Origin of the sequence: Paeniclostridium hominis (assembly GCF_014306135.1) — a bacterium.
Lineage (GTDB): Bacteria > Bacillota > Clostridia > Peptostreptococcales > Peptostreptococcaceae > Paraclostridium > Paraclostridium hominis.
Window position 1 is genome coordinate 234,116 of the sequence record NZ_JACRWD010000002.1, and the last position, 14,776, is coordinate 248,891.

General features: G+C 28.2%; 15 protein-coding genes. 1 reads left to right on the forward strand and 14 read right to left on the reverse strand.

Annotation, left to right across the window (positions count from 1 at the left end; translation table 11 throughout):
• Positions 1-35: 35 nt before the first annotated feature.
• From recG to H8891_RS09085, 3 genes are all read right to left on the reverse strand, one after another.
• Positions 36-2,096: an ATP-dependent DNA helicase RecG gene (gene recG, locus H8891_RS09075; RefSeq protein WP_187006190.1), complete on the reverse strand. Its 2,061-nt coding sequence runs from the start codon at positions 2,094-2,096 to the stop codon at positions 36-38.
• A 76-nt stretch (positions 2,097-2,172) separates the two neighbouring features.
• Positions 2,173-3,795 (reverse strand): DAK2 domain-containing protein, encoded by a 1,623-nt coding sequence (locus H8891_RS09080; protein ID WP_187006191.1) that lies wholly within the window; start codon positions 3,793-3,795, stop codon positions 2,173-2,175.
• Between the two features lie 15 nt (positions 3,796-3,810).
• Positions 3,811-4,161 carry an Asp23/Gls24 family envelope stress response protein gene (locus H8891_RS09085; protein ID WP_187006192.1) on the reverse strand — a complete coding sequence of 117 codons (351 nt, stop codon included), beginning with the start codon at positions 4,159-4,161 and terminating at the stop codon, positions 3,811-3,813.
• Positions 4,162-4,369: 208 nt separating this feature from the next.
• Between H8891_RS09085 and rpmB the strand changes: the two genes are divergently transcribed.
• A complete protein-coding gene (gene rpmB / locus H8891_RS09090) occupies positions 4,370-4,558 on the forward strand; it encodes a 50S ribosomal protein L28 (protein WP_021122933.1) in 189 nt (62 codons plus the stop codon).
• Positions 4,559-4,695: 137 nt separating this feature from the next.
• On the opposite strand, the gene H8891_RS09095 is transcribed toward rpmB, so the two are convergent.
• The 11 genes from H8891_RS09095 to fmt all read right to left on the reverse strand — a co-directional run bounded on the left by H8891_RS09095 (position 4,696) and on the right by fmt (position 14,774).
• Positions 4,696-4,842 carry a 2-oxoglutarate translocator gene (locus H8891_RS09095; RefSeq protein ID WP_243196504.1) on the reverse strand — a complete coding sequence of 49 codons (147 nt, stop codon included), beginning with the start codon at positions 4,840-4,842 and terminating at the stop codon, positions 4,696-4,698.
• A gap of 131 nt (positions 4,843-4,973) precedes the next feature.
• Positions 4,974-5,624, reverse strand: coding sequence for a thiamine diphosphokinase (locus tag H8891_RS09100; RefSeq protein ID WP_187006193.1), 651 nt, complete (start codon positions 5,622-5,624; stop codon positions 4,974-4,976).
• Between the two features lie 9 nt (positions 5,625-5,633).
• Positions 5,634-6,290 (reverse strand): ribulose-phosphate 3-epimerase, encoded by a 657-nt coding sequence (gene rpe / locus H8891_RS09105; protein ID WP_187006194.1) that lies wholly within the window; start codon positions 6,288-6,290, stop codon positions 5,634-5,636.
• A gap of 2 nt (positions 6,291-6,292) precedes the next feature.
• Positions 6,293-7,177: a ribosome small subunit-dependent GTPase A gene (gene rsgA, locus H8891_RS09110; RefSeq protein WP_147543195.1), complete on the reverse strand. Its 885-nt coding sequence runs from the start codon at positions 7,175-7,177 to the stop codon at positions 6,293-6,295.
• Between the two features lie 180 nt (positions 7,178-7,357).
• Entirely contained in the window at positions 7,358-9,190 is a 1,833-nt protein-coding gene (gene pknB, locus H8891_RS09115; RefSeq protein WP_187006195.1) for a Stk1 family PASTA domain-containing Ser/Thr kinase, read from the reverse strand.
• Positions 9,191-9,202: 12 nt separating this feature from the next.
• Positions 9,203-9,952, reverse strand: a complete 750-nt coding sequence (locus H8891_RS09120; RefSeq protein WP_147543193.1) for a Stp1/IreP family PP2C-type Ser/Thr phosphatase — start codon at positions 9,950-9,952, stop codon at positions 9,203-9,205.
• An 18-nt stretch (positions 9,953-9,970) separates the two neighbouring features.
• Complete coding sequence (rlmN, locus tag H8891_RS09125; protein ID WP_187006196.1) at positions 9,971-11,005, reverse strand: 23S rRNA (adenine(2503)-C(2))-methyltransferase RlmN; 1,035 nt, start codon at positions 11,003-11,005, stop codon at positions 9,971-9,973.
• A gap of 8 nt (positions 11,006-11,013) precedes the next feature.
• Entirely contained in the window at positions 11,014-12,339 is a 1,326-nt protein-coding gene (gene rsmB, locus H8891_RS09130) for a 16S rRNA (cytosine(967)-C(5))-methyltransferase RsmB (protein WP_187006197.1), read from the reverse strand.
• Positions 12,340-12,395: 56 nt separating this feature from the next.
• Positions 12,396-13,100, reverse strand: coding sequence for a zinc metallopeptidase (locus tag H8891_RS09135; protein WP_187006198.1), 705 nt, complete (start codon positions 13,098-13,100; stop codon positions 12,396-12,398).
• Positions 13,101-13,102: 2 nt separating this feature from the next.
• A complete protein-coding gene (locus H8891_RS09140; protein ID WP_187006199.1) occupies positions 13,103-13,840 on the reverse strand; it encodes a DUF116 domain-containing protein in 738 nt (245 codons plus the stop codon).
• A 1-nt stretch (position 13,841) separates the two neighbouring features.
• On the reverse strand, positions 13,842-14,774 hold the full coding sequence (gene fmt / locus H8891_RS09145; protein ID WP_147543188.1) for a methionyl-tRNA formyltransferase: 933 nt from the start codon (positions 14,772-14,774) through the stop codon (positions 13,842-13,844).
• Between the last annotated feature and the right edge of the window lie 2 nt (positions 14,775-14,776).

Here is a 14,776-nt window from a genome sequence, read left to right on the forward strand (position 1 = left end):
CTGCTCCTTCCACTTTATTTTACCATAAATTACATCTAATTTAATGATATTTCTTTTAATCTATTTTCAAACTTTTTTAACACTTCTTTCTTTAAATCCTTATTCTCATAATTTACTAGTTTTGGGTCTTCCCCTACTATATACCTAGCTTCTTGTTGAGCTACTTTTAATATTTTCATATGCTTAAATATATTAGCTACTTTAAGTTCAGGTAATCCATGTTGTCTTGTTCCAAAAAACTCTCCTGGACCTCTTATCTCAAGATCCTTTTCAGAAATTTTAAATCCATCTGTAGTTTCTTCCATTATACCCATTCTTTGAGAACAAACTTCTGATTTTGATGAGTAAATCAATATACAATAAGACTTATGACTACCTCTTCCAACCCTTCCTCTTAACTGATGAAGTTGGGCCAATCCAAATCTTTCTGCATTTTCAATTATCATAAGTGTTGCATTTGGAACATTAACTCCAACTTCTATAACGGTCGTTGAAACCAATATATCCAACTCTCTATTTTTAAATTTTTTCATTATATCGTCTTTTTCACCAGGTTTCATTTTACCATGCAAAAGACCTAATCTCAAGTCAGCAAAATATTCACTCTTTAATTCCTCTACTAAATCTACGGCAGCTTTTGCTTCTATAGATTCACTTTCTTCAACCAAAGGACATACTATATATACTTGTCTACCTTTTTCAACTTCAGATCGAACTAAACTATTATAAGCCCTATCTCTTTTGTCTTTATATACAGCTAAAGTCTCTATTGGTTGTCTTCCTGGTGGTAATTCATCAATTATAGATATGTCTAAATCCCCATATAAAATCAATGCTAGTGTCCTAGGTATTGGAGTTGCTGTCATTACTAATATATCTGGATTATATCCTTTTTCTGATAACTTATTTCTTTGTCTAACTCCAAATCTATGTTGTTCATCTGTTATTACAATCCCTAAGTTGTTAAACTCTACCTTATCTTCTATTAGTGCATGTGTTCCTATTAATATATCTATTTCATTATTCTTAACTTTTTCTAGTGTAACTTCTTTTTGCTTTTTTGTTAAACTACCAACTAATAAACCTATTTTAATCCCAAACTGTGATAGCGTTTCATTTAAAGATAAGTAGTGTTGTTCTGCTAATATCTCAGTAGGTGCCATTAAAGCTCCTTGATATCCATTTAAAACACAATTTGCTAATGATAAAAGTGCTACTACAGTTTTGCCACTACCAACATCACCTTGAACTAGCCTATTCATAACTTTATTAGAGTTCATATCATTTAATATCTCATTTAATGCTCTATTTTGAGCATTAGTTAAATTAAATGGTAGAGAATTTAATACTTGTTTTAAATTTTGTTTTTTTTCAAAAAATATTCCTGACTTTTCAGTTACTCCATTTTTAAACAAAAATAAGCCTAATTGAAGCATTAAAAACTCTTCAAAGACCAATCTATAAAGTGCTATTTTTAAACTATCTTTACTTGAAGGTGCATGCAAATTTTTAACTGCATAATCAATACTACATAATTTGTATTTTTCTATAATTCGCTTTGGTAAATACTCTTTTATTTTAATTTGTTCATTATTAAACACTGTCTTTATTATATTTGTAAGTTCTTTATTTGTTAATCCATAAGTCAATGAATATATTGGCATTATGCCACATGTGTTTTTAGGATTATTAGTCATTTGTTCTATTTCACACGAGCTTAATTCTACTCCATGAGAATTTTTTTTAACCTTCCCAAAAACTAATATAGTATTTCCTTTTTTTAAAGTACTACTTATATATTCTTGATTAAAAAATACTAATCTTGCAAATCCAGTTTCATCTCTTACTCCTATTTTAGTTATAACTAACCCTTTTCTAATATTAGAAGTTTCTATACTATTTACAATCACTCTTATAGTTACTTTTTCTTCATCTTCTAGTTCAAATATCTTTTTTAAGTTATTTCTATCTTCGTATTGTCTAGGAAAGTAATATACTAAATCGGATACAGTAAATATTCCTAATTTGTTTAATTTGTTAGCTCTTTTTGGCCCTATACCTTTTACATATTTAATCTCTTTATTTAAATCACTCATATTTATCACCTTAAAATAAAAAATCCTGTATAATTTAACTTACCTAATAGTAAGATTATACAGGATTTTAAAAATATTATTCAACAGATATTAAATAATAATAAATTGGTTGTCCTCCGTAGTAAAGTTCTACATCTATATCTTCATACTTTTCTTCTAGCATGTCTTTAAATTTATTAGCTTCATGTTCACTTACATCTTCACCATAAAATAAAGTTATTATAGCACTATCTTCATCAACAAGCTTTTCTATTAGTCCTAAAGTTATATCGTCCTTACTTTCTCCTGCTGATAATAATTTACCTTCACCTATACCTATGAAATTTCCTTCTTTTACTTCTATATCATTCATAATTGTATCTCTAACAGCATAAGTTACTTGTCCTGATTTAACTATTGATAAAGCTTCTAACATAGTAGCTTCATTTTCTTCAATAGATGCATCTGCATTAAAGCTTACAAGAGATGTAAATCCTTGAGGAACAGTTTTACTTGGTATAACTATTATATTTTTATCACTTAAAGCTTTAGCTTGGTTTGCAGCCATTATTATATTGCTGTTATTTGGTAATATAATAATATTTTCTGCATTTATAGAATCTATTGCTTTCATAAAATCTTCAGTACTAGGATTCATTGTTTGACCGCCTTCTATAATGTAGTCAACTCCAAAATCCTTAAATATATCAGCTAATCCACTTCCCATTGATGTAGCTATAAATCCATATTCCTTCATTGGTTCTTGTGATACAGCTGTTTGATTTTCAATTAATATATTTTCATGTTGTACTTTCATATTTTCTATTTTTATAGTTATTAATTGACCATATTTTAAAGCTTCTTGAAGTACTGAACCAGGTTCATTTGTATGTACATGGACTTTTATTACTCCTTCATCTCCAACAACAGCTAAACTATCTCCATAACCTAGCATTATATCTCTGATTTTATCATAAGTTATTTTATCACTTTCTAATATAAACTCTGTACAGTAAGCAAATTTTATATCTTCAGTGTTTATTTCACTTTGAGCTGATTGTGATGAAGATGTATCAACCTTGCTATTTCCGTCCGCTTTTATCATATTTCCTCTTAAGGCTTCATACATTCCTTCATATATAAGAACTAATCCTTTACCTCCAGAATCTACAACTCCAGCATCTTTTAAATTTTTAAGTAAATCTGGAGTTCTTTCTAAAGAGGCATTAGCTTCTTTTATAACTAACTCTAGAAACTTTAATATGTCTTGTTCTTTCTTAGCAGCTTTTACAGCATATTCTCCACTTTCTCTAACTACAGTTAGTATAGTTCCTTCTATTGGTTTTATAACAGCTTTGTATGCTGTATCTGATCCACCTTTTAATGCATTAGCTAAATCCATAGAACTTAATTTTTCTTTTCCTTCTATAGACTTTGTAAATCCTCTTATAATTTGAGATAATATAACTCCAGAGTTACCTCTTGCTCCCATTAAAGATCCCTTAGCTAAAGATTTACCTATATTAGTTATATCATCATCATTAACCTTTGATAACTCCTTCATAGCATAAGATATAGTAAGGGACATATTAGTACCTGTATCTCCATCTGGAACTGGGAATACATTTAGCTTGTCTACTAAATCTTTATTATTTTGGAGATTATTAGCTCCAGAGATCATCATATCTCTTAGATTTTTCCCATCAATATATTGAATCATATTTTTCCTCCTAAATTACTTAACTCTTATTCCTTGAACATTAACGTCTATTCTACTTACTTTTATTGCTGTCATTTTCTCAAGTGTATATTTTACTTTATCTATTATGTTATTTGCAACAGTTGATATATTTGTTCCATATTGCATTATAACGTAAAGCTCTATAGCTATCGTTTCATCTTCTAATTCCTGTACACTAACACCCTTAGTTGCATTTTCACCTTTTAGTAATTCAACAATACCTTTACTTTTATGTGCTAAACCAACTAGTCCATAACTTTCCATAGCAGCTTTATATGCTATTTGTGCTATTACTTGCTTGTCTATTTCTATAGTTCCAAATTCATTGTTTATTTTAGCGCTCATGATTTGACCCCCTAAAATTATTTTTAGTTTTATTTTTAACTTTAATATTTACTTTATATAGAATTATATATATAATTTTATATGATAACAAGAATTTCTTCAATATATGTAAGACAAATATATATTTCTATTGCATTTTTTAGAGATTTATGTTAACATAAACTGTGTTTTCAGTGTTATAGTTATCATTTAAGGAGGTGTACGAAAAATGGCAAAGGTATGTAACGTATGTGGTAAAGGTAAAGTTTCAGGAAACCAAGTGAGCCACTCAAATAAACATAGCAGAAGAACTTGGTCTGCTAACTTAAGAAACGTTAGAGCGATAATAGATGGTACTCCAAAGAGAATAAAAGTTTGTACTAGATGTTTACGTTCTGGAAAAGTTGAAAGAGCTTAGTTTTAATAAAAAAGCCTACAACCTGTAGGCTTTTATTTTTTTCTCATAAAAAACATTATTATCTTAGATAAAAATTTAGGACATTTAACAGTTATTATTTTCATAAATTTATCCCCCTTAAATTTCTAATATATATTTTACATAAATAACATTACCCCACACCCTATAAGTACAATAGATAATAGCATCATCCATAACCAATTAGGAAGTATCAATCCCAAAATAACAGTTATACCTGTAGCTAAACATAGCACTCCAAGTAAATTTCTATATTGATTTCTCAAATTATTCCCTCCTATAAATACCTTCATAAAATATAATATTCATATTTATATCCCTTTAATACAATTTAACAAAAATAGGCCAAGCTATTATGATTATTTTTATAAAAATAAAAATACCAAAATAGCATATGCTACTTTGGTATTTTATTTCTAACTATTATTAAACATCCATTTTTAACTTTTATACTACATTGATTACTTTTCATTACATTAGATATACCTATTGGATTACCATATTTTATAATTGCATTTTCAAGAGGATACTCTAAATTTTTAAGTGTAACTCCACTTACATCACCTTTTGCTGGAATTATAGATATAATATCCCCTTTTTGTCCCATTATATTTATAACTTCACTGTCAGCCATATATATATCTTCAACTTTACTCTTAATTATGGGATTTATTCCTAACTCTTTTATATAATACATAAGATTTATATTTGCAATAGTATGATCAATACGACCGCCTAGAGCTCCTAGAAGGTGAATTTCTGATGCATTTAAATCTTTTGCTAAGTGTATACATAACTGAGCATCTGTCTCATCTTTTCTTTTAGGAAATTTTTTAAAATCGACACCTTTATTTTTATAATAATTAATTATCGACTCTTCTAATGAGTCTAAATCGCCTATTATATAATTAGGTACTATATTTAATTTATATAAATGTTTTGCTCCTCCATCTGCACATATTATGTATCTGTAATCATTGTTATCTATAATATTTTTTATATAATCAAGATTATCTACTTCTCCATTTAATAAAATACAAGCTTTCATAATTACCCCTTATTTAGATGCATTTAGTCTAAATTCTTTAACTGTAGTCTCTATATCATCACTGTTAAATATAGCTGATCCTGCTACGATAACATTAGCTCCTGCTTTTACTACTTTATCTACATTTGAAGGTTTTATACCTCCATCAACTTGTATATCTACATTTAGATCTTGCTCATCTATTAAAGATTTTACTTCTTTTATTTTATCTACCATACCATCTATAAATGACTGACCTCCAAATCCTGGATTTACAGTCATTATAAGAACCATATCTAAGTCTTTTAATACATATTTTATATTTTCTATTGGAGTTGCTGGATTTAATGCTACCCCAGCTTTTACATTATGCGATTTTATATTTTGTATAGTTCTATGTAAATGAGTACATGCTTCTTCATGGACAACGATTATATCACAACCTGCATCTACGAAATCCTTTATATAATTATCTGGATTCTCTATCATTAGATGTGCATCAAATACCATTTTTACATCTTTTCTTAATGATTTAACAACATTTGGACCTAATGTTATATTAGGAACAAAATGTCCATCCATAACATCAATGTGTAAATACTCACATCCTGCATTTTCTACTTTCTTTACATCCTCTAATAATCTTGCAAAATCTGCTGATAAAATTGATGGTGCTATTTTTATCATGCTTAGTACCTCCTCTTCCCTTGTCTCTTTTCATTTAGTAATTGTAGGTAACTTTCATATCTTTCTTTTGATATTTTATTATCCTTTACTGCTTCTTTTATACCACATGATGGTTCATTTTCATGCATACATCTACCACCAAACTTACACTCATCAGAAAACTCGTCAAACTCTATAAAGTATTCTTTAAGCTCAGTTTCTTCAATGTCATCTAAAGTCAATGAACTAAATCCAGGTGTATCAGCTACCATACCCCCACATTCTAATTTTAAAAGTTCTGCATGTCTTGTTGTATGCTTTCCTCTTTTTATTTTATCACTAACTTCACCTGTTTGCAGTTGAAATTTACTATCTATATGATTTAATAGTGTAGATTTTCCTACTCCAGATGGTCCTGCAAAGACAACTATATTTCCTTTTAACTCTTCTTTTACTTTATCTATGTTTAAGTTTTCATTATTGCTAACTGGTATTACTTTATATCCGCTCATTTCATATATTCTTTTTAAATTTTCTAGTTCTTCATCTGTAGCTAAATCAGCTTTAGTTAAAACTATAACTATATCTAAACATTCTCTTTCTGCTAAAACAATAAATCTATCTAATAAAGATAAATTAGGATTTGGGTTTTTTATTGCAAATACAATTATAGCTTTATTTACATTAGATATTGGTGGTCTTACTAATTCTGTTTCTCTTTCTTTTATTTCTTCTAATACGCCTTTTTTATTTTCTTCATCAACTATACTTATTTTTACATTATCTCCAACTAAAGGAGTTATCTTATTTTTTCTAAATATACCTCTAGCTCTACATTCATATATTCCTTGGTTTGTATCTATGTAATAAAACCCTCCAATACCTTTTGTAATAATTCCTTCTATCATTTAAATCCTCCTTATAGATTAATAAAATTACTAAATACTATTATTTATATAACTTTACATAAATATTACAAAAAAGTCCAATAATTATTAATCATTGGACTTTAATATAATTATTTATTATACTTTGTAAACATAAACTAATTATATAACAATTAATATTATATAATTAAAACTTTTATGCTATTGGACTGTAGCATCACCTGTTTCTGGTGTTGTTGTTTCTCCATTTCCATTATTACCATGCTGTCCGCTATTATTACTTCCTTGTCCTGATCCATGTTGACCACTACCACTGGTACTGCCACTACCATTTTCTAGTTGTCCTCCGTTTCCACTTCCTGAACCATTTTCTGTTTGTTCTCCATTACCATTATTACCTTGATTAGTTTCATCTTTATCTGGAACTATTGGTTTTTCTGGTTCTTTTGGTGTTTCTGGTTGTTTTGGTGTTTCTGGCTCTTTTGGTGTTTCCACTGGTTTTGGACCATTACTAACTACTAAGTTTATTTTATCTCCTGCCTGTATACTTCCCGAACTAGGAGATTGATGTAATACCACATCTTTTTCATGTGAATCATTATATTCATAATTTACAGTTCCTAAACTCAACTTATTTTCACTTATTATACTTTGAGCTTCTCCAAGAGTAAGTCCTACTAAGTTTGGTATTGAAGTTTGTTTTTCACCTTTACTTACAACTACACTTATAGTATCCCCAGGATTTATTTGTGTACCTGCCTTTGGTGCTTGGTCAATTATATGATTTTTACTAACTTTGCTACTGTATTCTTCTATTCTAACACTTATATTGATTCCCATGTCACCTGCAACCTTTTGAGCTTCACTTAATTCCATATTAATAAAGTCTGGTGCTTTTCCTTCTTCTGTTTTATTTTTACCAAACATTGATGATGCAATTTTTCCTACAACTAGTACTTGTATTATAAGTATTATAGATAAAACTACAGCTGCTATTTTCCACCTTTTTTTACTTTTTGGATTGTCTTCTTTTTTATTCTTTTTCCTCTTAGAATTCTTTATCGGAGGTGTTTTCTCATCCTCTTCTTCTAAGTCTTCTTCATTGTAATCAATTCTTGGATTAGTATTTCCCATTTTTATTGCTTTATTTAGTTCATTTTCATCTATCTTTTGTGTAGCATAGTTGTCATATTCTTTTATAAAGTCTAAATCTATATTTTTTTCTATATATTCAATATCCTCTATAAGCTCATCTGCTCCTTGATATCTATCTGCACTAGATTTAGAAGTTAACTTTTTTATTATATTTCTAACACTTTGAGGTATAGCTACCTTTTCTTCTTGAGTAAACTCTATCTCATCATTTATATGCTGAAGTGCTATAGATATAGGACTATCTCCTCTAAATGGTACTCTACCTATTATCATTTCATATAAAACTATCCCCAAAGAATATAAATCCGTAGTATTACCTACAAATTTACCTTTAGCTTGTTCTGGTGAAAAATAATGAACAGATCCTATTACACTTCCAGTGCTAGTCATAGTGGAACTTGAAACAGCTTTAGCTATCCCAAAATCAGCTACCTTTACAATCCTACCTTCATTAGATATAAGTATATTATGAGGTTTTATATCCCTATGTATAATCCCCTTTTTGTGTGCAGCTCCTAATGCTCTTGCTATTTGCTTAGTTATATCTAAAGCTGTATATTCATCTAAAGTACCTTCATTTTTTATGATATCCTTTAAGTTTTGTCCTTCTATAAGCTCCATAACTATATAATGTACTTTTCCATCTTCACCAACATCATATACATTTACTATATTAGGATGTGAAAGACTTGCAACCGCTTCAGCTTCTCTTTTAAACTTAGTTAAAAACTCTTGATCATCTACAAATTCAGGTCTTAAAACCTTTATAGCTACAGTTCTGTTTAACAGTCTGTCCCTAGCTTCATAGACAAAAGCCATACCCCCATCGCCAATTTTTTTAATTATTTCATATCTATTTCCTAAAACTGTCTCTCCCACTTTATCACCATCCTAATTATACTTAATTAATATAACTGATACATTATCTTTACCTGAAACTTCATTAGCCTTATTTATCAAACTATCAGTTATTTCATCTATATTCTCATCTTTACATATAATGTCATATATATCTCTTTGATCGACAAAACCAGTTAATCCGTCTGTAGCTAATAATATCTTATCATCCTTATTTATGTCTTCTTTATAAATGTCAACTATTATCATCTGCTCTGTTCCTAATGCTCTAGTTATAACATTTCTTCTTGGATGTGTTTTTGCTTCCTCTTCAGTTATAGCATTTTGAGCAATAAGTTCTTCTACTAAAGAATGATCTCTTGTAATTTTATTAAATTCATTGCCTCTTAATATATAACATCTACTATCACCGACATTTGCAATATATGCTTTATCTTTATATATTATTACTGTAGTTAATGTAGTTCCCATACCACTACATTCTTCATCTATTTTAGATTTTTTATATATTATAGAGTTTACGTCATTATAAGCTTGCTTAAGAATATCATCTATATAATTTATTTTAACGTGTTCATTTTGTATTAGGTTATTTTTTAAAAAACGTACTATATTATCTACTGCTAGTTCACTTGCTACTTCACCTTTATTATGGCCACCCATTCCATCAGCTATAGCAAATATACCTATATCACCAGATTTTGTCGGGATAATTTCTCCCTTACAACAGTCTTCATTATTTTTTCTAACTTTTCCAATATGGGAAACACAGTTATATATCATAATTTTTCCCCCTCTATTTTATTTATGTTTTCTTCTTAATTGACCACAAGCACCATTTATATCTGCTCCCATTTCTCTTCTTATAGTAGCAGGTATATTTTCTTTTAATAACATATCTCTAAACTTATATACATACGTTTTATCTGGTTTTTCATAATCTCTTTCTTCTACTTTATTTATAGGTATTAAATTTACATGGCATAATAACCCTTTTAAAATCTTTGATAATTCCTTTGCATCCTCTTTGGAGTCATTAACTCCTTTTATTAGTGAATATTCAAATGTAACCCTTCTATTGGTAATTTTTATATAATTTTTACATGCATCTATAACTTCTTTTATTGAATAAGCATTAGCTATAGGCATTATTTCTTTTCTTGATTCATCATAAGGCGAATGTAGCGATAATGCTAAGTTTATAGGTATTTTTAAATCTGCTAATTCATACATTTTAGGAACTACTCCACAAGTAGATAAAGTTATATGTCTATATCCTATATTAAGTCCATTTTTTTCATTTACTAATTGTAAGAATTTCTTAGTATTATCAAAATTATCAAGAGGCTCTCCACTTCCCATTAATACAATATTTGACACTCTTTTGCCTATATCCTCTTGTATTTTTATTATTTGGTCTAATATTTCCCATGGTTCTAAATTTCTTAACAGTCCATCTATTGTAGATGCACAGAACTTACATCCCATTCTACACCCAACTTGATTAGATATACATACTGTTACACCATGTTCATATTCCATCATTACACTTTCAATTATGTTTCCATCATTTAATAAAAATAAATATTTTCTCGTTCCATCTATCTTGGATTCTAATTTAAGCTCTGTATCTAAATTCCCAATACACGAGACCTTTTCTAACTTTTCTCGTAAAGACTTTGGTATATTATTCATATCATCGAAAGTCTTTGCACCTTTATAAATCCACCCATAAATTTGAGTTCCTCTAAAAGCTTTTTCTCCTATACTTTTTATAAATTCTTTTAATTCTTCTTCAGTTAAATTTTTTAAACACACTTTATTGTCATTATTCATATTGATTCCTACCTTACTCTTTTTAGTTTAGCTATGAAAAATCCATCCATTCCGTGTATATTAGGGTATATTTTTATATATCCTTTATCTTGATTATCTAAATCCACATTAACTTCATCAATAGGTACTAGTTCAAAATTATCATTAACATTTAAAAATTCTTTAACTACATTTATATTTTCTTCATCATGTATAGTACAAGTGCTATATATTAAATTTCCACCTAGTTTAACATACTTTGAAGCATTATTTAAAATCTTTTTTTGTATTATAGGTAAGTCTTTTATTTCTTCTTCTTTTTTAAACTTTATTTCTGGCTTTCTTTTTATTATTCCCATACCAGAACATGGTACATCACAAATAACGTAGTCAAATTTATCTATACTATTTTCATCTATATTAAGAGCATCAAAATTTTCAACTTTTATATTTTTAAGACCTAGTCTTTTTACAGTATTATTAATAAGTTTTAATTTATGATCAAATATATCTCTTGAAATTACTTGACCAGTATTTTTCATTATAGTTCCTAAATGAGTAGTTTTACCTCCAGGTGCACTACATACATCTAAAACTAATTTCTCTTCTTTTGGATTTGCAACTTTTCCAACAAGCATAGAACTTATGTCTTGAACTGTAAAATATCCTTCTTTAAATAACTTATTATTTTCTATATTTTTTAGATTCTTAACCATTATAGCTTCATCTATTCCGTTTACTTTACTACAGTCTATTCCTTGTTCTCTTAATTTATTTATAAGCTCATCTCTATTTATTTTAAGTGTGTTTGATCTTATATATAAATTTGGTTTTTCTGAGTTTGCCTCTAATAAATCTTCTGTAAATTCTTGTCCAAATTCTTCTATCCACTTTCTAATTAACCATTGATTATATGAATATTTTATAGATAAATATTCAACTATATCTTTTTTATCAATTTCCATTATATTTTCTTTGTTTCTTATTACATTTCTTAATATGGCATTTACAAACCCTGATGACTTTTTGTCATATTTTTTTATAAGTGCTACACTTTCATTTACTGCTGCGTGATCTTTTATACTATCTAAAAATAGTATTTGATAAATTCCTAACCATAATGATATTTTAACATAGGTAGACATTTTTTTCGATTTTATCTTAGATAGCTTGTCTATTATATAGTTTAAATAATATTTATTTTCTATAACTCCATAAATAAGTTCAGTAGCAAGACCTTTTTCTTGATCACTAATATCTATATCTTTAAAATTCTTATTTATAGATATATTTGAATAATTTTTATTTCTTTCAATATCATATAACGTTTTAAATGCCAATCTTCTTGCGTTCATTAAATACCTCCATCTCTAAATAGAAAAAGTCCTAGAAACCCCTAGGACAATCTCTATTAATCATCATGTCTTTGTGCTATTGCAATTAATCTTAGTAATTGAAGTACTGATGTTAATGCTGCTGCTACATATGTTAATGCTGCTGCAGTTAATACTTCTCTCCCTTGCTTTATCTCTTTTCCTTCTAATATACCCTCATTTCCAAGTTGAACTAAAGCTCTACTAGATGCATTAAATTCTACTGGTAATGTTATTATTTGAAATAATACAGATGCTGAAAATAATAGTATACCTATTTTTAGTAAAGGACCTGACATAAAAAGTCCTGCAAATATTAAAAACCATGAAATATTAGATGCAAAGTTTACTACAGGAACTAAACTACTTCTTATCTGAAGAGGAGCATACCCTTTAGCATGTTGAATAGCATGCCCACACTCATGCGCTGCAACAGAAGTAGCTGTAATAGATGTTCCATAGTATATATCCTCAGATAATCTAACTACATTACTTCTCGGATCGTAATGATCACTTAATCTTCCTGGGACCATTTCAATTCTGACATTATAAAGTCCATTTGCATCTAATATTCTTCTAGCTGTTTGTTCTCCTGTATAACCTAATCTACTACTAACTTTAAAATACCTACTAGTTGTGTTATTAACTTTAAATTGAGCATACATAGTAAAAAGTATAGCTGGTATTAAAATAATTAACGTAGGATCTAAATGATATCCATACCCACCATAAAATGGCATCATATCTAACACTCTCCTATAAAGAATTTTATTGCATTTTCAACTTCTTTGGCATCAATTTCAGTATCTACACAAGGACCATTAGGTCTTTTGTTAAATACGCCTAATACTGGAATTTGATTTATATCTTGAACTCCAGCTGTTAAATCTCTTTCACAAGCTACAGCCACTACAGCTTTAGGTCTAAATTCTTTTATTTTTTTTCTTGCTAATGTACCACCTGTAGCTATAAATACATTAACACCATACTTATTTTGTAATTTTAATAAGTCAGCTACATTACAAAGACCACAACTTTTGCAATTTCTTACGTCTGTTGTAATTTTTAGTTTACACTTACTTTTTTGAATACAATGTGGTATAAGAATAAGTATGTCTTCTGGTTTTATTTTATACCTATTACTATATATATAATCATTGTTTAATTTAACATAAACTTTTCTTATTTCATCTTTAGGTATATTTAAAGTATTGCCTAATGCTATAAGTATTGGATATAGTAAATTAACTATTTTAAAGTTAATTTTCATTATGTCTTTATTTACTTTTTTACCTTTCAATACACTATAAGTAACTACACTTGAAAATATAGTTATAATTAATAATAATATTATTAATGCATTTATCGTTATAGAAAACAGATTTTCTAGGCTTTTCATAAAAATATTCATTCCTAAAAATAATCCGACTAATATTAATATGAAAAAGCCTATTGTTGTCATATACTTTTTAAAGTTTATCATCTTATATTCCTAATACAATATCAGTACTTATAGTATTTCCTTTTATATATTCAGATACTACCATTCTTTTCTTTCCAGACATTTGTATCTCACTTATTTGAATAACTCCATTTCCTGTATTTACTTCTATACCCTCTTTATCAACTTTTAATATAGTCCCTGGAGCTTTATCACTATTTTTATCTACAACTTTAGTTTTCCATATTTTCATAGTTTGATTCTCATAAGTCGTATATGCACTAGGCCATGGATTTACACCTCTTACAAGATTATGTATATCTTTAGCAGATTTATTCCAATCTATATTTCCTAATGTTTTATCCATTATAGGTGAATAACAAGTTTCATCGTCATTTTGCTTTTCTCTTGGAGCTTTTCCTTGTGCAATAAGGTCTATTGTTTCTTTTAATACATTTGCTCCATCTATCATCATTTTATCATGAAGTTCACCTGCTGTTATTTCATCATCTAAAGGTATTTCACTCTTTAAAATCATATCTCCTGTATCTAGACCAACATCCATATACATTGTAGTTACACCTGTTTTTTCTTCTCCATTTATTATAACCCAATTTAAAGGTGCTGCTCCTCTGTATTTTGGTAATAATGATGCATGTACATTAACACATCCAAACTTAGGTATATCTAATATACTCTTTGGTAATATCTGACCAAATGCCACAACTACAATTAATTCAGGATTAATTTCTTTTAATTTTTCTACAAAAGATTCTTCTCTAGCCTTAACTGGTTGATATACATCAATATTATATTTTAAAGCTAATTCTTTAACTGGAGGCATAGCTAGTTTTTTTCCTCTACCTTTAGGTTTATCTGGTTGAGTAACAACTGCTAGTACTTCATGTCCTTCATCTATTATTTTTTGTAAACATGGAACTGCAAATTCTGGCGTACCCATAAATACTATTTTCATAT

Bases quoted from the DNA above. Each gene is read 5' to 3' on its own strand.
- H8891_RS09100 (WP_187006193.1), bottom strand. From the start codon at position 5,624: ATGAAAGCTTGTATTTTATTAAATGGAGAAGTAGATAATCTTGATTAT.
- rpe (WP_187006194.1), bottom strand. From the start codon at position 6,290: ATGATAAAAATAGCACCATCAATTTTATCAGCAGATTTTGCAAGATTA.
- H8891_RS09085 (WP_187006192.1), bottom strand. From the start codon at position 4,161: ATGAGCGCTAAAATAAACAATGAATTTGGAACTATAGAAATAGACAAG.
- rsgA (WP_147543195.1), bottom strand. From the start codon at position 7,177: ATGATAGAAGGAATTATTACAAAAGGTATTGGAGGGTTTTATTACATA.
- H8891_RS09080 (WP_187006191.1), bottom strand. From the start codon at position 3,795: ATGATTCAATATATTGATGGGAAAAATCTAAGAGATATGATGATCTCT.
- H8891_RS09140 (WP_187006199.1), bottom strand. From the start codon at position 13,840: ATGATAAACTTTAAAAAGTATATGACAACAATAGGCTTTTTCATATTA.
- H8891_RS09135 (WP_187006198.1), bottom strand. From the start codon at position 13,100: ATGATGCCATTTTATGGTGGGTATGGATATCATTTAGATCCTACGTTA.
- recG (WP_187006190.1), bottom strand. From the start codon at position 2,096: ATGAGTGATTTAAATAAAGAGATTAAATATGTAAAAGGTATAGGGCCA.
- rlmN (WP_187006196.1), bottom strand. From the start codon at position 11,005: ATGAATAATGACAATAAAGTGTGTTTAAAAAATTTAACTGAAGAAGAA.
- H8891_RS09120 (WP_147543193.1), bottom strand. From the start codon at position 9,952: ATGATATATAACTGTGTTTCCCATATTGGAAAAGTTAGAAAAAATAAT.
- rpmB (WP_021122933.1), top strand. From the start codon at position 4,370: ATGGCAAAGGTATGTAACGTATGTGGTAAAGGTAAAGTTTCAGGAAAC.
- fmt (WP_147543188.1), bottom strand. From the start codon at position 14,774: ATGAAAATAGTATTTATGGGTACGCCAGAATTTGCAGTTCCATGTTTA.
- rsmB (WP_187006197.1), bottom strand. From the start codon at position 12,339: ATGAACGCAAGAAGATTGGCATTTAAAACGTTATATGATATTGAAAGA.